The sequence below is a fragment of the Microvirga yunnanensis genome, assembly GCF_025460875.1.
The window spans coordinates 1-23,134 of record NZ_JAMXFI010000130.1 but is presented as its reverse complement, the minus strand read 5'-3'; the positions used below and the strand labels follow the sequence as shown (position 1 = coordinate 23,134).

General features: G+C 60.6%; 22 protein-coding genes and 3 pseudogenes. 15 read left to right on the top strand and 10 right to left on the bottom strand.

From position 1 onward, the window contains the following. Window positions 1–130: 130 nt before the first annotated feature. A pseudogene (locus tag NF876_RS36405) lies at window positions 131–253 on the bottom strand (IS110 family transposase); the annotation flags it as partial. 243 nt (window positions 254–496) lie between these two features. Then, window positions 497–1,747: a glucose-1-phosphate adenylyltransferase gene (glgC, locus tag NF876_RS36400; protein WP_262272898.1), complete on the bottom strand. Its 1,251-nt coding sequence runs from the start codon at window positions 1,745–1,747 to the stop codon at window positions 497–499. A gap of 603 nt (window positions 1,748–2,350) precedes the next feature. Here glgC and NF876_RS36395 point away from each other — a divergent pair. After that, on the top strand, window positions 2,351–2,650 hold the full coding sequence (locus NF876_RS36395) for a LuxR C-terminal-related transcriptional regulator (protein ID WP_262272897.1): 300 nt from the start codon (window positions 2,351–2,353) through the stop codon (window positions 2,648–2,650). 122 nt (window positions 2,651–2,772) lie between these two features. Here NF876_RS36395 and NF876_RS36390 read toward each other — a convergent pair whose 3' ends face one another. From NF876_RS36390 to NF876_RS36380, 3 genes are all read right to left on the bottom strand, one after another. Beyond that, window positions 2,773–3,807: an IS630 family transposase gene (locus tag NF876_RS36390; RefSeq protein ID WP_262272896.1), complete on the bottom strand. Its 1,035-nt coding sequence runs from the start codon at window positions 3,805–3,807 to the stop codon at window positions 2,773–2,775. Between the two features lie 51 nt (window positions 3,808–3,858). After that, window positions 3,859–4,176, bottom strand: a complete 318-nt coding sequence (locus tag NF876_RS36385; protein ID WP_262272895.1) for a DUF3574 domain-containing protein — start codon at window positions 4,174–4,176, stop codon at window positions 3,859–3,861. Window positions 4,177–4,314: 138 nt separating this feature from the next. Next, window positions 4,315–4,551, bottom strand: coding sequence for a BrnA antitoxin family protein (locus tag NF876_RS36380; protein ID WP_262272894.1), 237 nt, complete (start codon window positions 4,549–4,551; stop codon window positions 4,315–4,317). A 200-nt stretch (window positions 4,552–4,751) separates the two neighbouring features. Here NF876_RS36380 and NF876_RS36375 point away from each other — a divergent pair, with 200 nt between their 5' ends. Continuing rightward, window positions 4,752–4,958 carry a cold-shock protein gene (locus NF876_RS36375; RefSeq protein ID WP_262272893.1) on the top strand — a complete coding sequence of 69 codons (207 nt, stop codon included), beginning with the start codon at window positions 4,752–4,754 and terminating at the stop codon, window positions 4,956–4,958. A 345-nt stretch (window positions 4,959–5,303) separates the two neighbouring features. Here the strand turns inward: NF876_RS36375 and NF876_RS36370 are convergent, their stop codons facing one another. Continuing rightward, window positions 5,304–5,555, bottom strand: a complete 252-nt coding sequence (locus NF876_RS36370; protein WP_262272892.1) for a hypothetical protein — start codon at window positions 5,553–5,555, stop codon at window positions 5,304–5,306. 130 nt (window positions 5,556–5,685) lie between these two features. Here NF876_RS36370 and NF876_RS36365 point away from each other — a divergent pair. The 7 genes and pseudogenes from NF876_RS36365 to NF876_RS36335 all read left to right on the top strand — a co-directional run. After that, a pseudogene (locus NF876_RS36365) lies at window positions 5,686–5,808 on the top strand (IS110 family transposase); the annotation flags it as partial. 154 nt (window positions 5,809–5,962) lie between these two features. Then, the gene (locus NF876_RS36360) at window positions 5,963–7,117 is read left to right on the top strand and encodes an epoxide hydrolase family protein (protein WP_262272891.1); all 1,155 of its coding nucleotides are present in this window, start codon (window positions 5,963–5,965) and stop codon (window positions 7,115–7,117) included. A gap of 245 nt (window positions 7,118–7,362) precedes the next feature. Further along, a complete protein-coding gene (locus tag NF876_RS36355; RefSeq protein WP_262272890.1) occupies window positions 7,363–8,652 on the top strand; it encodes an L-fuconate dehydratase in 1,290 nt (429 codons plus the stop codon). A gap of 219 nt (window positions 8,653–8,871) precedes the next feature. Continuing rightward, window positions 8,872–9,849 carry an aldo/keto reductase gene (locus NF876_RS36350; protein ID WP_262272889.1) on the top strand — a complete coding sequence of 326 codons (978 nt, stop codon included), beginning with the start codon at window positions 8,872–8,874 and terminating at the stop codon, window positions 9,847–9,849. A 131-nt stretch (window positions 9,850–9,980) separates the two neighbouring features. After that, window positions 9,981–10,496: pseudogene (locus NF876_RS36345) on the top strand (zinc-binding dehydrogenase); the annotation flags it as partial. A 176-nt stretch (window positions 10,497–10,672) separates the two neighbouring features. Then, window positions 10,673–11,095 (top strand): helix-turn-helix domain-containing protein, encoded by a 423-nt coding sequence (locus NF876_RS36340; RefSeq protein WP_262272888.1) that lies wholly within the window; start codon window positions 10,673–10,675, stop codon window positions 11,093–11,095. Next, window positions 10,984–11,634 carry an IS630 family transposase gene (locus NF876_RS36335; protein WP_262272901.1) on the top strand — a complete coding sequence of 217 codons (651 nt, stop codon included), beginning with the start codon at window positions 10,984–10,986 and terminating at the stop codon, window positions 11,632–11,634. Before NF876_RS36340 ends, NF876_RS36335 begins: the two co-directional genes overlap by 112 nt. A gap of 54 nt (window positions 11,635–11,688) precedes the next feature. Here the strand turns inward: NF876_RS36335 and NF876_RS36330 are convergent, their stop codons facing one another. Beyond that, window positions 11,689–13,014, bottom strand: a complete 1,326-nt coding sequence (locus NF876_RS36330) for an aminotransferase-like domain-containing protein (RefSeq protein ID WP_262272887.1) — start codon at window positions 13,012–13,014, stop codon at window positions 11,689–11,691. 103 nt (window positions 13,015–13,117) lie between these two features. Between NF876_RS36330 and NF876_RS36325 the strand changes: the two genes are divergently transcribed. The 5 genes from NF876_RS36325 to NF876_RS36305 are packed head-to-tail and all read left to right on the top strand — an operon-like array spanning window position 13,118 to window position 17,975. Beyond that, a complete protein-coding gene (locus NF876_RS36325) occupies window positions 13,118–14,086 on the top strand; it encodes a substrate-binding domain-containing protein (protein WP_262272886.1) in 969 nt (322 codons plus the stop codon). Window positions 14,087–14,138: 52 nt separating this feature from the next. Continuing rightward, entirely contained in the window at window positions 14,139–15,029 is an 891-nt protein-coding gene (locus NF876_RS36320; protein WP_262272885.1) for an ABC transporter substrate-binding protein, read from the top strand. Further along, window positions 15,026–15,961, top strand: a complete 936-nt coding sequence (locus NF876_RS36315) for an amino acid ABC transporter permease (protein WP_262272884.1) — start codon at window positions 15,026–15,028, stop codon at window positions 15,959–15,961. Before NF876_RS36320 ends, NF876_RS36315 begins: the two co-directional genes overlap by 4 nt. Continuing rightward, entirely contained in the window at window positions 15,958–16,737 is a 780-nt protein-coding gene (locus tag NF876_RS36310; protein ID WP_262272883.1) for an amino acid ABC transporter ATP-binding protein, read from the top strand. The genes NF876_RS36315 and NF876_RS36310 overlap by 4 nt, the downstream gene beginning before the upstream one ends. A gap of 56 nt (window positions 16,738–16,793) precedes the next feature. Beyond that, window positions 16,794–17,975 (top strand): M20 aminoacylase family protein, encoded by a 1,182-nt coding sequence (locus NF876_RS36305; protein ID WP_373696774.1) that lies wholly within the window; start codon window positions 16,794–16,796, stop codon window positions 17,973–17,975. Window positions 17,976–18,071: 96 nt separating this feature from the next. Here the strand turns inward: NF876_RS36305 and NF876_RS36300 are convergent, their stop codons facing one another. The 3 genes from NF876_RS36300 to NF876_RS36290 all read right to left on the bottom strand — a co-directional run bounded on the left by NF876_RS36300 (window position 18,072) and on the right by NF876_RS36290 (window position 20,095). Next, on the bottom strand, window positions 18,072–18,677 hold the full coding sequence (locus NF876_RS36300) for a M20/M25/M40 family metallo-hydrolase (RefSeq protein WP_262272899.1): 606 nt from the start codon (window positions 18,675–18,677) through the stop codon (window positions 18,072–18,074). A gap of 94 nt (window positions 18,678–18,771) precedes the next feature. Continuing rightward, on the bottom strand, window positions 18,772–19,473 hold the full coding sequence (locus tag NF876_RS36295; protein ID WP_262272882.1) for an IS6 family transposase: 702 nt from the start codon (window positions 19,471–19,473) through the stop codon (window positions 18,772–18,774). Between the two features lie 316 nt (window positions 19,474–19,789). After that, complete coding sequence (locus NF876_RS36290) at window positions 19,790–20,095, bottom strand: hypothetical protein (protein ID WP_262272881.1); 306 nt, start codon at window positions 20,093–20,095, stop codon at window positions 19,790–19,792. A 585-nt stretch (window positions 20,096–20,680) separates the two neighbouring features. On the opposite strand from NF876_RS36290, the gene NF876_RS36285 reads away from it, so the two are divergent. After that, window positions 20,681–22,777, top strand: a complete 2,097-nt coding sequence (locus NF876_RS36285) for a M10 family metallopeptidase C-terminal domain-containing protein (RefSeq protein ID WP_262272880.1) — start codon at window positions 20,681–20,683, stop codon at window positions 22,775–22,777. Window positions 22,778–23,134: the final 357 nt, after the last annotated feature.

Here is a 23,134-nt window from a genome sequence, read left to right as displayed (position 1 = left end):
TAATGGGCGAAAACCAGTTGCCGAAGGTGATCGCCGGTGTCAAATTCCAGGATGGCAGCGAGGTCATTCCGATGCCAACACACAGCGCCGCCTGATCGGCCCCATCACCTAAATTCCATCATAGCTGCGTCTCGCTCGCCCCGGGCGACAGCGAAGTGATCAGCCACACGGAACGACTGAGTTCCAATGAGACGAAGATTGCGCCAAGATCGATGCGGATAGCGGTCTGCGTGGGCCGGTGATCGAATGACATGGGTCGCCTCCAGCGTGAGTGGTTCAGCAACCTCACTCTGCCAGAGAGTGGACCGCTATCCACCCCCATAGGATCTGTAGTGCTAGGCCATCGAACGCTGCTGATATTGTTCGTTACGCTGATGCTTAAGTCTTTGTTGTTTCCATCGGTACAATAAGAACGAACCATGACGACGGAGTTGCCAGTCTGCAGCTCAGACGAGCCCCAAGCCTGATGAAACCTACGGCCAGTCAACAATGGGTCTTATTCGATCCGGTCGACCATGGGTTGCGTGATCAGACAGATGCCGCTCTCGGTACGCCGGAACCGCTGCCTGTCCGTGTCAGGATCCTCTCCCACGACCAGCCTCTCTGGAATGCGCACACCCCGATCGACAATAACCTTAGACAGCCGGGCCGAGCGCGCGATCTCAGCCCCGGGCAGCACCACCGCTTCTTCCAGAAAGGCATCTGAATGAACACGCGCTCCGGTAAACAGGAGCGACCGCCGCAAGACCGCTCCTGAGACGATGCAGCCGCCTGACAGAATGCTGTCGATCGCCTCCCCTCGCCCGGACCCGCCCTGGGTCAGCTTGGCCGTTGGGGTGATCTCGGCATAGGTCCAGATCGGCCAGTCCGTGTCGTAGAGATCCAAGCCCGGAGCCGCCTGGGTCAGATCAATGTTTGCCGCCCAATACGCATCGAGGGTTCCGACATCGCGCCAATAGGCCTCCGCCTCAGCGGACGAGCGGACGCACGAGGTCGTAAACCGGTGCGCCACTGCTTTGCCATGCTTGACCAGGTACGGGATGACGTCCTTGCCGAAATCGCGGCTTGAGCCCGGCTCGGCGGCATCCCGCCTAAGCTGGTCCAGCAGAAACCGGGTGTTGAAGACATAGATGCCCATGCTGGCCAACGCCATGTCCGGCATGCCCAGAGGATCGGCAGGCTTTTCCAGGAACGAGACGATTCGGTCGGTCTCGTCGATGCCCATGACGCCGAAGCCGGCTGCCTCCAGGCGCGGCACCTCGAGACAGCCGACGGTCACGTCGGCGCCCTGGCTCACATGCTGCTGGAGCATGACTTCATAGTCCATCTTGTAGATGTGATCGCCGACCAGGATCACGATGTACTCGGGGGCATAGCTCTCGATGATACCGATGTTCTGGAAGACCGCATCGGCCGTGCCCTCGTACCACATGGTCTCGGACACGCGCTGGCTGGCCGGCAGGATGTCGAAGCTTTCGTTGCGCTCGGAGCGGAAGAAGTTCCAGCCGCGCTGGAGATGGCGGATCAGACTGTGGGCTTTGTACTGGGTGGCCACCGCGATGTGACGGATGCCGGAGTTCAGCGCGTTCGAGAGGGCAAAGTCGATGATGCGGGACTTGGCTCCGAAGTACACCGCCGGCTTGACCCGCTTATCGTTGAGCTCGAGAAGGCGGCTGCCGCGCCCGCCGGCTAGAACATAGGCCATGGCACGGCGTGCGAGCCGGGCAGAGGCAGGGCTCGTGGGCATCGGCATCCCTCCCATCCAAGCAAGGCTCTACTGGCCTGCTAAGCTTCTATGCTCAGAGATGAGAGGAGGTTCCTCGGGGGCAAGGGGGAGCATCCGCCAGAGCAGGCTCTCTCTAAGCCAACAGAGTATGGACCGAGCGGATCCCACCGTCGGCTCCTTTCCTGAGGATCGAGCCCATGAGGCTGGCAATGAGGCTGCCCGGGAGCATACGCCGGGCGCACCTGAAGTCAGTTTCCCATCGTCCGAGAAGTGTGCCACGCTGCCGCGCCCCGATTGAGCTGCTTGTCACCTCCGGCAAATCAGCTCAGTCTGATCTCAGCTGCCTGTCGACGACAGCTATCGACGAGCCCCGGGAGTTGGCACGGATGGACTGCCCTCCCGGGCTCCTCGTCGGACCTCGGCGCCTACTGCAGGATCTATCCGTGGGCAAGTCAGGAGCCGTCCCTCATTCCCCTACTCCATCCTTGGTGCGACTTGCCTTGGTGCGACTTGCACTTTCTCGGAAGAGTGAGTCGAGCCGCTGCCTTACCTCCGAAGCGCTATGGCCATTCATCCTGCCTCACGGGCAAAGTGTTACCAAAGGGTTGATCCGAAGGGGCAGCGATGGCGAGGGTCGTTTCAACAATCCAGTACCTTGGTGCCGAGGGGCCGCCGTTCGCCGCCAATCTCAAATACCCGCAGGCCCGGTCCCTGACGGATCCCGAAGCTCACATCCTTTTGTTGTTGAAGGCCGGTAAGGAGCAGGCCGAAATCGCTGCTGAGGTTGGCGCGGACGAGACTGCTGTGAAAGAGCACATCAAGGCGATCCTGCGTAAAGCCATCGGATCTTCCAGCCAAAGGCCCGATCCGAAGAGAATCACATGCTGCGCGCCGGAAGCATCCCGTCCTGTTGCGGAGCATTGAGTGCACAGCAAACGGTCGGATAAGGAGTCGAGCCCTCCCTTCTCGACAACCCTTAGCAAGCGAGATCCGCCCGTCAGGAGACCTGACTTCTTTACTACTGATCCGGCTTGGGTGAACTTGAACTACGCGGCATAACGGAAAGACGGATGCCCAAAGTAGCTGCGGATTCGGCCGGGCGACCTGGCGAGCCGACGCATGTGGCTGATGACGGCGCGCTTGAGGGCGGGCTTGCTGCGGGCGGGCGGCTTGCGGGTCACCGCGTGCTTCAGGTCGGCGTTCAGGCCCTCGTCCGGGTTCAGCTCCGGGCTATAGGAGGGCAAGTGGAAGACCTCGATCTGCTCCGGATGCTCGGTCAACCAGTCCTGCACCGCCCGGGCCCGATGGACCGGCAGGTTGTCCCAGATCAGAAACACCTTGCCGTCGGCATCCTGGATCAACCGCCCGAGAAAGCGGATCAAGCTCGGAGCCTTGATGGCACCCTCGAGCACCATCCAGCGCAGCTCGCCCTTGTTGGTCACAGCCGAGATCAGGCCCAGTCCCGCGCGCTTGTGGCCGGGGCGCACCACCGGCGTCCGGCCCCTAGGGGCGAAGCTGCGGCCGCGCACGTCGTCGGAGCGCAAGCCGGTCTCGTCCCCCCAGAAGATCGTGCCCTTCTCCCGCTTGGCTTGCGCCACAATGGCCGGGTAGTCCTGCCGCAGCCAGCGCCGCACCGCCTTCGGTGACTGCTCGTAGGCGCGTCGGAGCGGCTTCTGGGCCGTGAAGCCCCAGCGTGCCAGGTAGGTGCTCATCGTGCGCACGGCCAGCCGGACCCCGCAGTGCTGCTCGATGAGCTCCCGCACCGCGGCCCGGCTCCACAGGGCGAACGGAAGACCGAGTTCGTCGGGCGTGTGCCGGCGGATCAGCGCGCGGACCTGCGCCTCCTGCTCGGCCTGGAGAAACCGCCCTGTGCCAGGGGCCGGGCCGCGCGGTCCGCTGGCCAATCCGGCTAAGCCCTGCTCGGCAAAGCGGCGGCAAATGTCGAAGACGCCGGTGCGGGTCAGGCCGACCTGCGCGGCAATGGCCTCATAGGTCAGACCGCTCTCGCGCAGGCCGATCACTTGCCGCCGACGCTCCTCTTGGGCTGCTGCGGGCAGCTTGCGCATATCCACATGCTTCATCCTGCCGACTTGGGTTAACTGACCGCGGATTTCAAGAGCACCCAAGCCGGATCAATAAAACCGTGCGCAGGTCGCCGTGCGCTCACGCAGGACGGCCTCCTGGTTAAAGCGCTGGCGGTACGCGGCGATAATGTCCGAGATCTTCCCTCGTGCAGTGGGATCACCGGAGTGGAGCACGGTCACGACTTCGGAGGCCTCCCGCTCGATGTGGCCGTTCGCATTGCGCCATTGCCCGGTTGCCTTTACCACTGTCAGGCCATCAGGGAAGCGTGGCGTGATGATCTCATTCAGGAACCGCCGCCACTCGGCCTCACGGACTATTCCTCCCCTCGGGCGGTTGCGGCCAAAGTAGAGCGTGTCGCGAACCATCGACTGATCCCCTGCCTCGCACACCCCTACACTCGGATGGATGGGCAACGAGGACGAGGCACAACCTGCTACTCCCGGCAGAAGCAGAAGCACCATTGCTTGCCAGTAAATGCGGTTAGCTTGCTTCCGGAGACCCATTCACTTGCCGGCCGCCTTGCGGAGGGCTGCATTGATCCGCTCCTGCCAGCCTGGGCCATCCTCCTGGAAGAACTCCAGCACATCCTGGTCGATGCGCAGGGTGACGGTCTCCTTCACGCCCGGAGTGGAAGGAGCCTTCGGCGGCTCCTCGATCGGCTTCGTGGTCGCCTTCCTGAAGGCCGCCTCCGCGGCCTCCAGTGGAACGCCTGGACGGCGCCCACTCGGTGATCTCGACATCATTGTCCTCCCGGCTAGATCCTGTCTCCTGTGATCTGAAATAGCGACACTTCTCAATGGAGCAACTCGAGGACGGGCATTCCATAGATGCTTGCCAATCTTGAGTCCCGAAACTAGCCTTCCTCCGCTGGGAAAGGGCGGCAAAGGCGGAATGGCATTAAGACACCATTCGAGCCGATGGAGAAGGACGGCAGACGACAATGGCGACAGGTACTGTGAAGTGGTTCAACGAGACCAAAGGTTATGGCTTCATTCAGCCGGACACCGGCGGCAAAGATGTTTTCGTGCACATCAGCGCGGTTGAGCGCGCGGGTCTCAGAGGCCTGAGCGAAGGGCAGAAGATCTCCTACGAGGTCCAGTCCGACCGCAAAACCGGCAAAGAGTCGGCGGTCGATCTGAAGGTTTAGGACGCTTCAAGATATTATGCGGGTCGCCCGCCGTTAGGACCGGCCGCTCCTGTCGGGGAGCGGCCTTTTTGTTGTGCCCCGCCCTGCCGAGTGCCCCTACTCTTGATACCTGATAATTGTTCTTCCAGCCGTGCGCGCATCATCGTTGAGCTTCTGAAGAGGCTCGTGCTGGTCATGGGCCATGATGGCTACTCTAAGATTGAGGCCCGAGGGACACGGGCGTTCGCTGGTAAGGGTCTTTGGAGGCAGATCCTTGAGACGCCCCCTAGATCCAACCATTTGGGGTTCCACATCGTTGATGTGAGCGATCCCTCCGACGCGAACGCAATCGCCTCGAGCAAAGGCTCAGCGTCCCTGCGGCTGCAACGACCCGGCGAGTTCCCGGATCGCGCTGTCCTCAATATTGAGCCCATCCGGTTCTCGCTCGGCCTTTGGATCCAAGACGGTCTCGAATGCCTCGGGCACGCGCGCCACGTTATCTGGCTGCGGCTGGGGCTCGCCAGGAGATTCATTCGCATGTGCAGGCCGATACTGTTGCTGCGCCACGATCCAGAGCGTGATGTGCGGCGCCATCGGGCAGCCTTCCTTATCGGTCATGCAGCCAGCTTGATCGTCTCGAAGCGGTATCGATGCCGCAGGCTCATTTCAGCGCGATGTCGCTTGCCGGGTCGGATAGGAATATCCGTGCCCCTGTATGATTTCGAGCACTGCATCAATGCGGGACTGAAGCTCGGCGCTGCCGGAGACCCAGCATGTGAATGCGCCGCTCTCGGCCATGATCGTTTAGACCGATCGCCGTGATGCCCGCACCATCGCCCAGGTGCTGCGCATAGGCTGGTTCAACCCCGTCGACTGAAACACGTTGCGTCTGATCTCCAATTTGCCCAGTCCGGGGTGGAGGTTACGTTGATGTCATTCCTCTATGCGTTCAAGATCCGGTACGGTCCGACAATGGATGGATGAGACCTCAGAGCGCCGAGTCTCTATCGGGGAGCATGACAGCCATGATCAGCCAGCCACAGCCATTCAGGCTGCATGTCGCCCACGCTGCCCTCACGGATCTACAGGAGCGCCTGTCACGCACGCGCCTCCCCGACCAGACTCCGGGGGAGTATTGGGCTTACGGTACGGATGTAGGTTACATCAGTACCCTCGTCGACTACTGGCGCGATCGCTTCGACTGGCGCACTCAGGAGGCGAGGCTCAATGCCTTTCCGCAGTACGAGGTGCGGCTCCAAGGCATCGATCTGCACTTCCTGCACGTGCCGGGCAAGGGTCCTGATCCCCACCCTCTCCTCCTTTCCCACGGCTGGCCCGGCTCCGTGTTCGAGTTCCTGGATCTGATCCCTCGGCTAACCGACCCTGAGCAGTTCGGCGGCGATCCGGCCGATGCATTTACGGTGATTGCTCCCTCCCTGCCCGGCTATGGTCTGTCGTTCACGCCCGGTCAGCCGCGGTTCGGGGTTGAGGCCATCGCGGATTGCTTTGCCGCGCTGATGAACGAAGTGCTGGGCTATCAGCGCTTTGGTGCGCAGGGGGGTGACTGGGGCTCGTTCATCACTGCTCGCCTCGGCTACGCCTACCCGGACCGCCTGTCGGGCATTCACCTCAACATGATGCCGATCCGGCGCGACCCGGCGATGGTGTCCAATCCCACGCGTGAGGAGAGCCGCTTTCTGGAAGAGCTTCAGCTCTGGCTCAAGGAGGAGACCGGCTACCAGTGGATCCAGGGCACGCGCCCGCAGACGCTGGCCTTTGCCCTGACGGATTCCCCCGCCGGTCTGGCCGCCTGGATCGTGGAGAAGTTCCGGGCGTGGTCTGACTGCGGCGGCGACCTCGAGTCTGTGTTCTCACGCGATCATCTTCTGGCGAACATCAGCCTCTACTGGTTGACCGGCGCAATCGGTTCGTCCTTCTGGCCCTACTATGCGCGCATGCATGGCCCCTGGCCGATTCCGGCAGGAGAGACCGTGACAGTCCCCACCGGCTATTGCGAGTTTCCGCGCGAGATTGTGCGGCCGCCGCGCTCTGTGGCCAAGCGGACATTCACGAACCTTCGGCGCTGGAGCGTGATGGAGCGAGGCGGGCACTTCGCTGCGATGGAGCAGCCAGACGCTCTGGCTCACGAAATTCGCACCCTGTTCCGAACCTTGCGCTGACGCAGGCGACTCATTGGTAAAAATCATCAGCACGGCGATAAGCTCGTGCCGGCTCTGCGGAGTGAGAAGCAGTCTATTCATAGCATCAAAATAACATAACAAATACAGGAGTGCAGACGCTGGAAGTCGGCCATCATCCAAGGTCAGGAAAGACCGCCGAAGGCATGACACTCTTGAGACAGACTGCGGCTCCGATACTATCGTGGTTGAGCCGCTTTGACCCTCCGGTCCCGAGGAGGCCTGCCGTGACCCGCATCACTGATCTCAAGACCTTCGACCTGCGCTTCCCCACCTCTCAGCATCTCGACGGCTCGGATGCGATGAACCCGGATCCGGACTATTCCGCTGCCTATGTGGTGCTCACGACCGACCACCCGGACTTGGCAGGTCACGGACTTACCTTCACGATCGGGCGCGGCAACGACATCTGCTGTGCCGCCATCGAGGCCATGCGCCACCTCGTGGTAGGGCTCGATCTCGAGTGGGTCAAGGACGACCCCGGCCGGTTCTGGCGCCATGTCACCGGCGACAGCCAGCTGCGCTGGATCGGGCCGGACAAAGGCGCCATCCACCTTGCTACGGGCGCCGTGGTCAATGCCGTCTGGGACCTCTGGGCGAAAGAAGCCGGCAAGCCGGTCTGGGAGCTGGTCGCCGACATGAGCCCTGAGGAGCTCGTCCGAGTGATCGACTTTCGCTATCTCACCGATGCGGTCAGACCCGAGGAAGCGCTGGAGATCTTCCAACGGGCCGCTGTCGGCAAGGCCGAGCGAAAGGTAATCCTGCAACGGGAGGGTTATGCCTGCTACACCACCTCGGCCGGCTGGCTCGGCTACAGCGACGAGAAGCTCTCCCGGCTGGCGTCCGAGGCGGTTGCGGCAGGGTTCCGCCACATCAAGATGAAGGTGGGCCGGGATCTTGAGGACGACATCCGCCGCCTGCGCATCTGCCGTGAAGCCATTGGTCCCGACGTGAAGATCATGATCGATGCCAATCAGGTGTGGGAGGTCGAACAGGCTATCGACTGGATTCGGCAACTGCAATTCGCCGAGCCCTACTTCATCGAGGAGCCGACCAGTCCGGACGATATGGAAGGCCACCGCAAGATCCGCGAGGCCGTTGCGCCCGTGATGGTTGCAACCGGCGAGATGTGCCAGAACCGCATCCTGTTCAAACAGTTCATCACGCGCAGTGCCATCGACATCGTGCAGATCGATGCCTGCCGGATTGGCGGTTTGAACGAGGTGCTGGCAGTTCTGCTCATGGCCGCGAAGTTCGACCTTCCGGTCTGGCCGCATGCCGGGGGGGTGGGCCTGTGCGAGTATGTCCAGCACCTCTCGATGATCGATTATCTGTGCGTATCCGGCACCAAGGACGGGCGGGTGATCGAGTATGTGGACCATCTGCACGAGCACTTCGTCGATCCCTGCGTGATCCGGGACGCGGCTTACATGCCGCCTCAGCGACCGGGCTTTTCCATCGAGATGAAACAGTCTTCAATTCGGCAGCATCTCTTCCATGGATCTGCTGCTGAGTAGCAAAGTGCCTGGTCAGTGATCTGAATTCCGAAGCATGCTTGGGCTTGGAGCCCAAGAGGCGATTGCATGGTGTAATCTAAGCCTTAGGCCGCATTCAGTCGGTTCACAGCCCCTTCAGAGCTACATAATTGCAGGCAAGCTGACTGGTGCAACGTTGGTTGCATGCGGCTGGCTCTTGGCCCAACATCCTCGACATTCAATCCTTCGGAGGAAAAAGACATGCGAGAACCCGGCGCAACCACAGTTGCCTTAGGCCGGACCGATCTCTCGGTTTCGAAGCTCTGTTTCGGTACCTCAGCCCTTGGAGACATGCCGGATACCTATGGCTATGGGGTTGATGAACACAGGGCCAAGGAGACCATCCGGGCGATCTTCGCCGGGCCAGTGAACTTCCTCGACACCTCTCGGAACTACGGACTCGGCCGCAGCGAAGAAAGGATCGGCGCCGTGATCCGCGAGCGGGGTGGACTTCCCGCCGGGTTCGTTGTGTCGACCAAGCTTGATCGGGATCCGGATACGGGCCGGTTCGATGCGGCTCAGGCGCGCCGCTCTCTTGAGGAGAGCCTCGCAGCTCTAGGCCTGGATCAGGTCCACCTGCTGCACCTTCACGATCCTGAACATGCAGCTTCTTTGGACGAGATTACGAGTCCCAATGGTGCTCTAAGCGAGTTGTTCAAGATGCGGGATGAAGGGCTAGCGACGGCGGTCGGCTTGGCGGCAGGCCGTGTCGACGTGATGATGCCGCTCCTGCGCGACTGGGACTTCGACGCGCTCATCACCCACAATCGCTACACTCTCGTCAATCGGAACGCGGAGCCGATGATCGACCTTGCGCATGCCAAAGGGATCGCAGTTCTGAACGCGGCACCCTACGGCAGCGGAGTTCTCGCCAAAGGCTCGGACCAGTATGCCCGCTACGCCTATCAGGACGCGACGGGCGATCGTCTCGCGCCCATCCACCGCCTCGAAGCGGCCTGTCGCCAGCACAATATCCCGCTTGGCGCTCTCGCGCTGCAATTCTCCATGAAAGACCCACGAATTACCTCGACGATCTGCGGGGTCAGTCGGCCGGAGCGTGTCGCGCAGACCCTCGAATGGGCAGAATGGCCCATTCCGGAACACGTCTGGAGTGAGTTGTCGTCGGTGCCGGTCACGACGGAAGACCCGGAAGCGACCCGTCACTACAAGCTTGGGTGATCCGCCCGGTTGCAGCAACTTGGGAAGGTTACAGCAGGCTGGTCCGAACCAGCCACTCAGGCAACAAGACCGGAGAGCTGATTGACGACACGGATTTCGCCTGTCGCTCTATAGCATCGTGCGGTGGTCCAGATCTGGTCGACGTCGGGTGCATTGTCGATAGCTGCAAGCGATGCGACGATTGCAGCGACGGATTGGAAAACTACTGCAACCACATGGTCGGCACCTATAACGGCCCCGCGCACGATGCACCCGGTCACACGCTGGGAGGCTACTCGCAGCAGATCGTGGTGCACGAACGCTACGTGCTGCGCATCAGTCACTCCGCGGAGCAATTAGCTGCAGTCGCGCCGCTTCTGTGCGCCGGGATCACCACCTACTCACCCCTGAGGCACTCGAACGTGGGTTCCGGCCACAAGGTGGGCGTGGTCGGCATCGGCGGCCTGGGTCATATGGACATCAAGCTCGCGCACGCAATGGGCGCCCACGTGGTGGCGTTCACCACCTCGGAGTCGAAGCGCGAAGCCGCAACAGCGCTGGGCGCGCATGAGGTCGTCGTCTCCCGCAATGCCGAAGAGATGGCAGCTATAACCTACGACGGGACACCCCTGTCGATCAGGTTCGCCGCCAGTGACATGCACTGTTAACGTCGGCAATGGCTTAAAGAGTAACGAACACCAAGTGAAATGAACGTCGGCTCACCGCCTAATGAACTGATTAAAAGCGCTTCTTTCGAGATGCACCGCTAAAGCGCTTTTGATCTGGGCGTGAATCCATTCGGGTGGGTTGCGCGTTGACTGGGATATGGCCCGGGAGGCCAGCCATGCCCCAGCCCTATTCCCCTGATCTTCGCGAACGCGTTCTGGTTGCCTGCGAGCGTGGCGACCTTCCTCAGGTCGAGATCGCCCGCCGCTTCCAGGTCTGTCCCGCCACCGTGTCGAACTGGCGCCGCCAGGAGCGTGAGGAGGGCCGGCGCAAGCCCAAGCCGCACAGCGGCGGCGTGCCCTCGCGCCTGGATGCCGCAGTTCTCGAGGTGCTGCGCCAGCTCGTGCTCGAAGACAATGACGCGCTGCTGCGCGAGTACCGTGAGCGCCTGGCCGAGCGCACGGGTGTAACGGTGTGTCTGGCGGTGATCTGCGAGGCGCTCAAGCGGCTCAAGCTGCGTCCGAAAAAAAGACCCTTCGGGCGGCCGAGCAGGAGCGGCCCGAGATTGGAGCCGAGCGCGAGGCTTACCGCCAGCAGATGAGCGAGCTCCCTGCTGAACGGCTGGTGTTCCTGGATGAAAGCGGCGTCACCACCAAGATGGCGCGCACCCATGCCCGAGCCCCACGCGGGCAGCGCGCCTATGGCTCGATTCCGCTCGGCTCGTGGCAGCGGCTGACGGTCTTGGGCGCACTCGCCTGTGAGGGCCTGATTGCCACGATGAGCATCGAGGCATCGACCTCGACTCCTGTGCTGCTGGCCTATCTTGAGCAGGTGCTGGTGCCCAGGCTCCAGCAGGTGAAGCCCGACGCCATTCTGGTGATGGACAACCTGCGCCCGCATCACGCCACAGAAGTGCGGGACCTGCTCGACCGGGCTGGGATTGGACTGTTGTGCCTTCCACGCTACTCACCGGAGTTCAACCCGATCGAACCCGCCTGGGCGAAGATGAAAGAGCCGCTTAAGGCCAAAGCGCCACGCACTCTTGAAGCCTTGGAAGCCGAGCTCAAACCCGCCCTCGACACCATCACTGCAAAAGATGCTCAGGGCTGGTTCAGGCATGCCGGCTATGCCCTACACTGAAACCAAAAGCGCTTTAACAGCCCTTTCACGACAGTGTTGTCACCCGGAGTCTCCTCACAGGCCGGCTGCTAACGTGATTGAATCCGCGACCTGCTCATAGCGATCCGATAATGTGGCAGTCGCGACGCGCAAGTAGCGTGTTGGCAGGATGGCGAACTTTGCACCGGGATGGACCGCAATTCCGTGCGCGGCGAGTGTCACCATGGCGAATGGCTCCGAGGCCACGGGAACCCAGGCGCACAGCCCCGATCCATGGGTGGCGGGAACTCCTCTGAATTGCAAAGCGCTGACCAAATTGTCGCGCCGGTTTTGGTAAACCGCCCGAGCTTGATCAACCAAAGCCTGCGTCCCCGGATCACGCAATAGCCAAGCGGTGGCTGCTTGAAGAATGCGGCTCGTCCACCCAGCACTGAAGCTTCGATAGGATTGGATTTGGTCGACAATGGCTCGAGTGCTCGAGAGGACGGCAAGCCGCAAGTCAGGCCCATGGGTCTTCGAGAACGATAGAATATGGATGACCCGGCTGGGAAAGTGTTCACCGAGGGAATGACGCGCCGCCGCCGAAATGTCCCCGGTTCCATCGTCTTCGACAATCAGCGTGTCGCTGTCCCGCAGCACCTCGGCGAGAGCTTCTAGGCGCTTTCGACTGACGCTCTGGCCAGTGACGGAATGGAGTCGCGGCTGGAAAATGAAGGCAACGGGTTTGGACTTCAGCGCCGCCTCGAGCGCCGGCGGCAATGGTCCTTCGCTGTCGCACTGAACTGGAATGATACGTACGCCTCGGTCCTCCAGAATATCGAGGAGACGCATGCCGGTCGGGTCCTCGATTGCGACCGAAGCACCCGGCGGCAACAGAGCATGAACCAGCGTATAGACTGCATTGTAGCCGCCGTTTGTGGCCAAGAACGCTTCCGGCTCGTAAGGCCAGATCTTTCTGACCTCATGCTCCAGCTCCGGTACGATGCGGTTGCGCTCATAGCTATTGAGGTTCTCTGCCGAGGCGCCATAGGCCATGGCTTCGGCGAGCGGCGGCAGCAGGCGAGGGTCAGGCACGGCTGCAGTCAAGTTCAGAATGCCCTCGCCATAATTGCCGGAGCTTCCCAGGCGATGCGGTTTAGCGATGAAACGGTCACCGCTGATCCAGGTGCCGGTTCGACCCCGCCCGCTGATGATCTTTTGACGGCGCAGCTCGCTCCAAGCCTCCGAAATGGTCGCAGGGCTCACTCCGAGGACAAATGCGAGATCACGAATTGGGGGCAACTTTGTACCGACAGGAAGTGCTCCGGCGCGGATCAGAGCTCTGGTTTCAAGCGCAATTCCGCGAATGGTCCTGTCCGTGAGGTTCTTCGCGAACCACTGAGCGTCTCTGTTATCAGTCATGCTGCGCCAAACTTTTAATGTTCAATAACATAAAACCGTTTGATCAGAAGAATATGAACATTTTAGATAATTGGAAAGACAAGTTTGTTGTAGGTGAATGCTGATGCCGCTGACCCTTCGTCTCGCCCTCCGTGATTGGGACTACATGACCCCTCTCGTGCTGGGCGACGTCCGATCGCCACGCCTCGATGTAAGGGTTGATCGCGTTGGGACTCTTATCTCGAACGTTGCGCTCGACCCTGCGTACGAAGCTGCCGAGATGTCCTTCAGCCGCTACTCACAGCTCCGGCACGATGGCGATGACAGTGTTGTCGGCATGCCAAACTTCATCATGCGCGGCTTCCGCCATCGGTGCATCATCACGACAAAGGGTAGCTCCATCCGCAGGCTCATGGATCTTGCTGGCAAGAAGATCGGGGTGACCGGCTGGCGGGATTCCGGCAATACTTGGACCCGCGCCGCTATCCGCCGCGAGGGCGTCGGGATTGAGGATGCCGTGTGGTATGCGGGGCGATTGACGGAAGCTCATCCTATCACGGACCGCCTTGACGGCTTCGGTCGCCCAGGTCGCATTGAGGCCGCTCCTGGCGAACGGCCTATGGTCGAGCTTTTGAAGGATGGTGGCCTCGACGCTGTCCTCACGCCCTTCATGCCGCCGGGGTTCTTCGATGAGGACTCTCCCTTCCGCCAAGTGCTTGACGATTTCAGAGCAACCGAGGTCTCGTACTTCCGTGATGTTGGCTACGTGCCCGGAATGCATCTGATCGGCTTTAAGGCCGAGTTCGTGCACGAACATCCCTGGGTCATGGACGAGCTCAACGAGCTCATTGATGCCTCCCAGCGCATGTGGCTGCAGAAGCGCGAGAAGTATGCGGACACGACACCCTGGATGATCGACGAACTTCGTCGCTGCGCCACCGATTTGCCCCCCTCCTGGAATATCAGTGGACTTGAGGCGAACGAGAAAATGATCGGCGACTTCGCGACTGAGCTCTACGAGCAGAAAATTCTTCAGCGCCTGCTGACGCCTGCGGAACTCTTCCCCTGGCATGCAAAGAACGGCCTTTCATAAGCCCTACCCGAGCCTTGGGGCGTTTTCCTAGAACGATAAGAGGGAACAGGATATGCATTCAAAATTGATCGCTTCCGCTACTATCGCTGCCGTGATGTTTGCAGGCCCAGTCCTCGCCCAAGAGGCTGCCATTCCCAAGCAAACTGTCAATGAACAGCTACGGGCGCGTCTACCGGAAAGCATTCGTGCTGAAGGCAAGATGATCTCGGTCAACAATGGCTCATTTCCTCCTTACGAAATCGTCACGGGCACCGAGATGACGGGCGCGAGCGATGATTTGACAGAAGCCATCGGCCAGGTTCTCGGTATCAAGATCGAGCATGCCACGGTCGGTGGGCTCCCAGCTCTGCTCGCCGGCGTCAATTCCGGACGCTATCAGTTCGCGTTCGGTCCCGTCGGCGACTTCAAGAGCCGCGAGGAGGCCAACGACTTCGTCGACTGGGTTCAGGAGTTCGTCGTCTTCTCCGTTCAAAAGGGTAATCCGAAGAACATCACCTCGCTGGACACTGCATGCGGCAATCGGATTGCTGTCATGGCCGGTGGCTCGGCCGAACGCGTGATCCAAGCCCAGGCGGAGAAGTGCAAGGCCGATGGTAAGGAAGCGATTACGGTACAATCCTATACCGACCAGCCGAGCTCAATCTTGGCTGTCCGCTCGAAGCGCGCTGATGCCTTCTTCTCCTCCCAAGCGCCTCTCACCTACTTCGTCTCTCAGGCGAATGGTCAGCTCGAATTGACAGGTGTAGGCCAGAAGAATGGCTTCGAAGACCTCTATCAGGGTGCCGTCGTGCCAAAGGGCTCTCCGCTCGGTCCCCTGCTCCTCGATACAATTAAAGTGTTGATGGACAACGGGACCTACGCGGCGATCATGAAAAAATGGGGCCTTGAGAACAACATGCTCAAGGAGCCCGGCATCAATCTCGGTGGGGTTCTTCCGAAATGAGCCGGATTTATTTAACGAGCGCATCACCGGAAGGTGACGCGCCCTTCCGGGACGTGGCGACGGCACACTCGCCCTTCCGCACAGGGCGCCTGATCCTCTGGATCGTCATCCTCATCGTTGCCGTGGATTTCGCGTGGATCGTCGCGCATAACGAGAACTTCGGCTGGCCCGTTGTCGCCGCCTATTTTTTCGATCCGACGGTGATCAGCGGCCTCTATGTAAGCCTTGGATTGACCGTCGTCGCCATGGCGCTCGGCACAATACTCGGGCTAGGCCTTGCCATCGCGCGTATGTCCAAGGATGGCTTAGCGAACACGTTCGCGGCACTATTCATCTGGTTCTTCCGCGGCACGCCGCTCCTCGTGCAGCTGATCTTCTGGTACAATCTCTCGACCCTGTTCCCGCAGCTCTCAATCGCGGTTCCCTTCGGTCCGACCCTCGCAAGTTGGGACACAAATTCGGTGATCACGCCTATGACGGCCGCGATCGTCGGATTGGCGCTCAACGAGGCGGCCTACATGGCGGAGATCATACGGGGAGGTCTTCTGTCGGTTGATCGCGGTCAGACCGAGACGGCCGAGGCGTTTGGCATGACGAGGGCGCGAGCCCTTTGGCGCATCATCATTCCGCAGGCCATGCGTTCGATCGTGCCGCCGACCGGCAACCAGCTCATCAGCATGATCAAGGCGACCTCCCTGGTGAGCGTGATCGCGATGGCCGATCTGCTCTACTCTGTGCAATCCATCTACAACCGCACCTTCGAGATCATCCCGATGCTGCTCGTGGCCGTCATCTGGTATCTCCTCATCACCTCGATCCTCAATGTCGGACAGAGCTACATCGAGGCCTATTACGGCCGGAGCGACCGCCGAACAAGAGCCGCCGAGAAGCCGGCTCTCGCCGGCGCCGCCGTTCAGGAGGCAACCCATTGACTGCGCTCCAGACCGTGAATCCTCTCGTCCAAGTCCGTGACGTTCACAAGTCCTTCGACCAGCTCGAAGTGCTGAGGGGCATTGATCTCGATATCGCCCCGGGCGAGGTAGTCGTGATCCTCGGCCCGTCGGGCTCCGGGAAATCGACGCTCCTGCGCTGTATCAACCACCTGGAATCCATCAACAAGGGCTTCATCGCGGTGGATGGCGAGCAGATTGGCTACCGGCTCCGCAAGAATCGTTTGGAAAAGCTCTCGGCAAACGGCATCGCTCGCCAGCGCCGCAAGATTGGCATGGTGTTCCAGCAGTTCAATCTCTACCCGCATATGACGGTGCTGCAGAACATCATCGAGGCGCCCGTGGGCGTCCACGGCGAAAGCCGTCAGGAGGCCACCCGGAACGCCCTGACGCTCCTGGAGCGGGTCGGCCTGTCGGAGAAGGCCGGCAGTTATCCCCGCCAGCTGTCGGGCGGCCAGCAGCAGCGCGTCGCGATTGCCCGCGCTCTGGCGATCAAGCCGAAACTGATGCTGTTCGACGAGCCGACATCGGCGCTCGATCCGGAATTGGTGGGCGAAGTGCTGGCGGCCATGCGCGATCTCGCCAAGCAGGGTCTGACCATGATCGTCGTCACGCATGAGATCAGCTTTGCGCGCGAGGCGGCCGACCGGGTGGTGTTCATGGACGGTGGCAAGGTCGTCGAGATGGGCCGCCCTGAAGATGTGATCGGCAACCCACAGCATCCCCGCACGAAGTCCTTCCTGTCCCGCTTTCTGTAAGCGCTGGCAGGTCGCCTTTCCTCGAAGCCACTCATTTACCGCATCGCGATCAAATCATGCTTAACGACAACGTTTTCGCCAGAGTCTCCGATTTCGAAGCCATGGAAGCGGAGCTCACCGGCATCCGCCGTCATCTCCACGCCAATCCGGAACTCTCCTGCGAGGAGGTGGAAACGGCGCGCTTCGTCGCCGAGAAGCTGGAGAGCTGGGGCTACGAGGTCACTCGCAACGTCGGCGGCCACGGCGTTGTCGCGCGTCTCAGCGCCGGCACTGGGAAGAAGGGGATTGCTATCCGCGCCGACATGGATGCGCTTCCCATCGCGGAAGAGACCGGCTTGACCTATGCCAGTCGAAGCCCCGGCAAGATGCATGCCTGTGGTCATGACGGACACACGACAGTGCTGCTGGGCGCGGCCGAGTATCTTGCCCGCACCCGCCGCTTTGACGGGACCGTCACCCTGATCTTCCAGCCGGCTGAGGAGGGCGGCAAGCCCAGCGGCGCCCAGGCCATGATCGCCGACGGTCTGTTTCAGCGCTTTCCGTTCGACGCGATCTTCGGCCTGCACAACCATCCTGGCGCGCCGGAAGGCAACATCCTTCTGCGCTCCGGTCCGATGATGGCCTCGGCCGATACCGTCCACATCACCATCAGGGGTGTTGGCGGCCATGCCTCGCGCCCCCATCTGACCGTTGATCCCGTGGTGATCGCCTGCAATCTCGTCGTCTCGCTTCAGACCATCGTGTCGCGCAATGTCGATCCGACCCAGACAGCCGTCGTGACCGTCGGGACAATTCATGCGGGCAGCGCGGTCAACGTGATCCCGGAATCCTCGAAGCTCGCGTTCAGCGTGCGCTCCTTCGATCCGAAGGTTCGCGATCTGCTGCAGGCGCGGATCGTGACGCTCACGAAATCTGTCGTCGAGGGCCACGGCGCCACCGTTGAGATCGATTACCAGCGCGGATATCCGGTCGTCGTCAATTCCGAGGCGGAGACGGCCTTCGCGCGCGAGGTCGCTGAGGAACTGATCGGACCAGAACGGGTCTCGACCTGCCACCTCATTCCGGGGAGCGAGGATTTCGCCTTTTTCCTCGAACGTAAGCCTGGAAGCTTCCTGCGCCTCGGCAACGGGCTCGATTCCGCAATTTTGCATAGCTCAAAATACGACTTCGCTGACGGGAGCTTGACCACCGGAGCCGCGCTTTGGGCCCGCCTAGTAGAGCGCTATCTCGCCTCATAGTCTTCTGGGCAAATTTTGCTTCTGCCACGAGCCTGTGACCTGCGCCGGTTCCGTCAACGATGCGTCGCGCGGCGTCAGCGGCGGTAGGACGTCCGGTCATTGGCACCAATCCTCGATAATCCGGCCATAGGCCTCCACGGCTTGGTCGATGCGCGAGGTGAGGCAGTACTCGTCTGTCTGGTGCGCCATGGCCGCCTCTCCAGGACCGAGGATGACTGTTGGCAGCTTGCCCATGGTCGGGGTCAGCGCCGATGCGTCGGTGAAGTAGGTCGCCGCCTGCGGCATGGGCATCGCAAGGAGCAGCGCCATGATCTCGAAGACCCGCTGGATCCACGGGCCGCTGGGATCGGTCCATACGGCGGGCACGTCGATGATTGGCGAGATCTCCATCTCATCGCCCAGAAAGGTCCCGACCACCTCGCGCACAGCGGCATGCGCTGGACCCGGCACCGTGAGAGAATCGAGGCTCACCTCGGCGCGGTCGGGAACCGAGTTGGTTTTCAATCCGCCGTGGAAGGTACCAATGTTCAACGTCGGCCCGCCCAACACCTTGTGTCGCTGCACGTTGAAGTCAAAATCCGTCAGCCTCACGACCGCGTGCGCTGCTTTGATGACGGCGTTGTCGCCCTTCTCTGGCATCGAGCCGTGAGCGGTCACGCCCCGTGCGACGGCTTTCAGCCACAAGGCTCCCTTATGACCGATGAGCGAGGCGTTGGAGGTTGGCTCGGCGACGATCAGGGCTTGTCACGTTAACTGAAGTTGGACGAGTTGAGGCAAACTTTGCCGCCTGAGTGGCTCAACCGGCAACGCAGGCTGCAGCGTTCCACGCCGCCATGGCGTCGAGGCGGTGAAAATGGATCGCAAGAGCAGAGCGGCGGGAGCCGGGTGGAACGAACAGATTGCGAGTAGCCGAGAAGACGCTGGCGAACCGCTGCAGGCCTCCGGTTAATCGAAAGCCCTGCATTACCCGCTCTCGCCGGCGCAGCGGCAAGTGTAAATTCTCCGCCTGATTGTTAAGTCCCTTGTGCGAGCGGTGTTCTACCGGCGGCATGACCTGACGATGGGCGGCAGCGTAAGAGCCGAGCTTGTCGGTGATCAGCCGCCTGGGCGCATGTCCCTGCCTCTTCAACAGGCGTCTCAACAAGCGCTTGGCCGCCTTGGTATCGCGCCGGCAATGGACGATCCCGTCGAGCACGCAACCGTCTTGGTCGACTGCCCGCCACAGCCAGTGCTTCTGACCTGCTATGGTGATCACAACCTCATCAAGATGCCAGATATCGTGACGGCTCGGCGCCCTGCGCTTGAGGCGGCGGGAATAAACTGGGCCGAATTTCAGGGCCCACGTGCGGACCGTCTCGTAGGAGACGACAATGCCGCACTCGAGGAGCATCTCCTCCGCCAGTCGTAAGCTCAGGGGAAACCGGAAGTACAGCCAAACGGCATGGGCGATGATCTGAGTTGGGAACCGGTGGAGCTTGTAACTGACGGGATTGGGCATGCGCCACTCTTAAGCTACAAGCCTCTGATCAAAAGTTACCGTGACATCGCCGCGGAACCGACGACGGCTTTCTTAGGAGTGGTCGAACGAGAACTCAAACCAGGGATCAGCACCAAACCCGCAAGCGGGGTGCGGATGATCGGCCTCTGTGCGAGACGACAAGGGTGGCCGCGTCGCTCGGGACAAGCGGATTGAGCCGGGAGACGACCGTCGCGTAAATGGTCAGTAAGAACCGGGAACTCAGGATCGGCTGCGGGGTGATTTAGCCCCGCGGCGCCTTGGAGAGCCAAAGGCATATGCGGAACGGGTTGGGCTCTTAGAGGCTTCCCATCATGAACTCCAGGGTGGAGTGGACAGCCGAGGTCGCGGCAAAGGCATAGAAGAGATAAAAGCCGTTGAACCGCACCCCTGTGCGTGCGGCCAGGCTATCAAAGCCAGGTGGGCTTGCTTCCGGGGAGCGGAGAGATTGTTCAAATGCCCAGTGCTCGGAGTCAATGAATTGGGGAACTGGGTGATCCTCCGGGACGGCACAGACGATTTCAGGAAGACATTTGTTCCTGAACAAGTTGTAGGCACAAATATCACCGTGACGTGCTGGCTCGGGTTGCTGAACGAAGCTCATGCAATATCCTCCCAAGGCTGACACCATCTTGCCCTTGGTTCAAGGCGCTCTGATGAAACTAGTACCGCCTTCAGTGGCAGGTTCGCACCTCACCTGACGGATAGCTTGACCATACTCAAAGCTGAGGTTGCACCACCCTGGCGGCGCGGTTAGACGGCACTATCAAATGACCTGGACCGCTCGATGGACTCTCTCGCGGATCTCGTTGGTTTGTCCGGGAATTCGCCTGTTCGCGGCCTCTGGGGATGGCTGCACCTCTTGGCCCGTCTGCGTCAGGTGATGCCCTTTGGCCGCCTCTTGGCCTCGTCCATTCGAAAAACCGGGACTTTACGCTGATTGGTGAGGGCTGCTGGATCGGGTGAGACACTCTCTGGACAAACCAGACAAACAGCTGGTTCTCAATGATCACTGGCTCCTACCGACAGCGATTGCGACAAATTGCAGCGCTAGCATCAGTCACATTTGCACTCTTCATGAATAAAGCTAAGGAAAATAGATCTATCCCATGCGATTTGACGAAGCCGGCAAAGCCAGCGCTGATCGGCCGGACGGCAAGAACAATCAAGAACAAGGACTTAGGGGGCTATGCCTGCTGTCACTTCCGTTAACATCAGTGCCGATAACTCTATCGATGGCCTCCTCGGCGAGCTGAAATGGGCCGCCAACAGCTTCACCTACAGCTTCCCGGCGGCCAGCTCCTATTACGGCACCGGTTATGGCAACGGAGAGACTTCCACAAACTTCGGCGCCCTCAACACCATGCAGCAGTCGACCGTACGTGCTGCACTCTCGATGTACGCGTCGGTCGCGAACCTCACCTTCACACAGATCAGCGAGACCTCAACCCGGCACGCCGATCTGCGGTTTGCCATGTCCGATTTGCCCAATACGGCCTGGGGCTACTTCCCGGCCACGTCGGTCGAGGGCGGTGACGCTTGGTTTAACAAGTCCAGTGGCTCGTATAGCAATCCCATGAAGGGCAATTACGCTTACCTGACCTTCCTGCACGAGATTGGGCACACGCTCGGCTTGGAGCACCCTCATGAAAGCGGTATGCCGGTGGACCGAGACTCCATCGAGTATACGGTCATGAGCTATGCCTCCTTCATCGGAGCATCGACCGGCACCGGCTACGTCAACGAGACCTGGGGTTTTGCTCAGTCGCTGATGATGTATGACATCTCCGCCGTGCAGCAGCTCTACGGTGCCAACTACACCACCAACAGTGCGGCCACGGTCTATTCCTGGAGTGCGACGACCGGCGAGATGTTCATCAACGGTATCGGCCAGGGGCCCCCTGGGGGCAACCGGATCTTGCTAACCGTCTGGGATGGTGGCGGAGCCGATACGTATGATTTCTCGAGCTATAGTGCCAACCTTAAGGTCGATCTGCGTCCGGGGAACTGGACGACCACCTCTACGGCCCAGCTGGCCGGGCTGCGCTATGACGGTTCTAAGCTCGCGGCTGGCAACATCGCCAATGCCTTGCTCTACCAGGGCGATACCCGCTCGCTGATTGAGAATGCCGTTGGCGGCTCAGGCTCGGACACGATCATCGGCAACCAAGCAGCGAACGCGCTCAGCGGCAATGCCGGAGGCGACACGCTCACTGGCGGTCAGGGGAATGACCTGCTGGACGGAGGGAGCGGCACGGACACCGCTGTGTTCACCGGAAATCGTTCCGACTACGCCATCAGCTGGCATTCTGACGGTTCAATTGAGATCACAGATCTTCGCTCCGGAGCACCGGACGGCAATGACCTTGTCTTGAATATGGAATGGTACCGGTTCGCGGACAGGTTATATGAACTCGCGGAGTTCGCGCCGTCATCGGGTGATCAAACGCTCATTGCAATCGATCAAACACCCGTAGACACGCCGAGCAGTCCCGTCGTCCCTGACCCATTGGTCTCTGATCCAGAGGTAACACTTACCCGCAGGGCAGATCCCATACCGGTCAACCTGACCCTATCCGGTACCAGCAGCAACGATAAGCTCGTCGGAGGTGTTGGCGATGACACCCTTTATGGTGGAGCTGGCAGTGATGTTCTGATCGGTGGCGCCGGCCGCGACTATCTCAATGGCGGCAATGGCATCGACTCCGCCAGCTATGCCAATGCCTCTGCGGCTGTCGTAGCCAATCTGACCTCACCTGCGGCTAACCAAGGAGAGGCCGAAGGCGACCGCTTCTCCAGTGTTGAGGGTCTCATCGGCAGCGCTTATGCAGACAATCTGGTCGGCAATAGCGTGGCCAACACCATCAAAGGTGGGACAGGCAACGACGGGCTCTCTGGCCAAGGCGGTAGCGATGTTCTTTCCGGTGGGAGCGGGGACGATATTCTGATCGGCGGCTCTGGCAGGGATGTGCTGTATGGCGGCAGCGGGGCGGACACGTTTTTGTTCACCTCAACCGGTCAATCCCGCGGGTCTTCCATCGACACGATCAAGGACTTCATTCGCAGAAGCGACCATATTGATCTGCGCAGCATTGATGCCAACGCCAAGGTCACCGGCAATCAGGCCTTCAGCTTCATCGGCAGATCGGAGTTTACTGGAAAATCCGGTCAACTAAAGTTCGTCAACGGTGTCGTGTCAGGTGACGTGAATGGCGATAAGGTTGCTGACTTCCAGATCAAAGTGACAAACCTCACGAGCTCAAGCAAAGGCGATTTCTACCTCTGACCGGTGTGGCTCATGCCCATGCATGACGAAGGCAATTCACCTTTTCATAAGGCCAGCACAAGGCTGATTTAAATCAAGAAGCGAAACTTTGGGCAGCAACTCGCCGTCCTCAATCCGCTCAAAGCCTACCAAGGCATGTAGAAGGCTCAAGTCGAGGAGGCCAGCGAGGACCATGGCTGAACCGGGACCTTCATAGCGAAAAGCGTCTTTTATGAATATGCCGGAACTAGTGGGTCATCTGCCATTGGACCTGGCATTCTCCTGACACCTGTGATCTGGGCAGATGGAGCGGCTGATTGGTGCACGCTCCGGAACCACCGAGCCGATGGAGTGGGGCCTGTGACGAACGCCGCCGTC

Excerpts from the sequence above, each read along its gene's own strand:
- glgC (WP_262272898.1), bottom strand. The coding sequence starts at position 1,747 with ATGCCCACGAGCCCTGCCTCTGCCCGGCTCGCACGCCGTGCCATGGCC.
- NF876_RS36395 (WP_262272897.1), top strand. The coding sequence starts at position 2,351 with ATGGCGAGGGTCGTTTCAACAATCCAGTACCTTGGTGCCGAGGGGCCG.
- NF876_RS36390 (WP_262272896.1), bottom strand. The coding sequence starts at position 3,807 with ATGAAGCATGTGGATATGCGCAAGCTGCCCGCAGCAGCCCAAGAGGAG.
- NF876_RS36385 (WP_262272895.1), bottom strand. The coding sequence starts at position 4,176 with ATGGTTCGCGACACGCTCTACTTTGGCCGCAACCGCCCGAGGGGAGGA.
- NF876_RS36380 (WP_262272894.1), bottom strand. The coding sequence starts at position 4,551 with ATGTCGAGATCACCGAGTGGGCGCCGTCCAGGCGTTCCACTGGAGGCC.
- NF876_RS36375 (WP_262272893.1), top strand. The coding sequence starts at position 4,752 with ATGGCGACAGGTACTGTGAAGTGGTTCAACGAGACCAAAGGTTATGGC.
- NF876_RS36370 (WP_262272892.1), bottom strand. The coding sequence starts at position 5,555 with ATGACCGATAAGGAAGGCTGCCCGATGGCGCCGCACATCACGCTCTGG.
- NF876_RS36360 (WP_262272891.1), top strand. The coding sequence starts at position 5,963 with ATGATCAGCCAGCCACAGCCATTCAGGCTGCATGTCGCCCACGCTGCC.
- NF876_RS36350 (WP_262272889.1), top strand. The coding sequence starts at position 8,872 with ATGCGAGAACCCGGCGCAACCACAGTTGCCTTAGGCCGGACCGATCTC.
- NF876_RS36340 (WP_262272888.1), top strand. The coding sequence starts at position 10,673 with ATGCCCCAGCCCTATTCCCCTGATCTTCGCGAACGCGTTCTGGTTGCC.
- NF876_RS36330 (WP_262272887.1), bottom strand. The coding sequence starts at position 13,014 with ATGACTGATAACAGAGACGCTCAGTGGTTCGCGAAGAACCTCACGGAC.
- NF876_RS36325 (WP_262272886.1), top strand. The coding sequence starts at position 13,118 with ATGCCGCTGACCCTTCGTCTCGCCCTCCGTGATTGGGACTACATGACC.
- NF876_RS36320 (WP_262272885.1), top strand. The coding sequence starts at position 14,139 with ATGCATTCAAAATTGATCGCTTCCGCTACTATCGCTGCCGTGATGTTT.
- NF876_RS36315 (WP_262272884.1), top strand. The coding sequence starts at position 15,026 with ATGAGCCGGATTTATTTAACGAGCGCATCACCGGAAGGTGACGCGCCC.
- NF876_RS36305 (WP_373696774.1), top strand. The coding sequence starts at position 16,794 with ATGCTTAACGACAACGTTTTCGCCAGAGTCTCCGATTTCGAAGCCATG.
- NF876_RS36295 (WP_262272882.1), bottom strand. The coding sequence starts at position 19,473 with ATGCCCAATCCCGTCAGTTACAAGCTCCACCGGTTCCCAACTCAGATC.
- NF876_RS36290 (WP_262272881.1), bottom strand. The coding sequence starts at position 20,095 with ATGAGCTTCGTTCAGCAACCCGAGCCAGCACGTCACGGTGATATTTGT.
- NF876_RS36285 (WP_262272880.1), top strand. The coding sequence starts at position 20,681 with ATGCCTGCTGTCACTTCCGTTAACATCAGTGCCGATAACTCTATCGAT.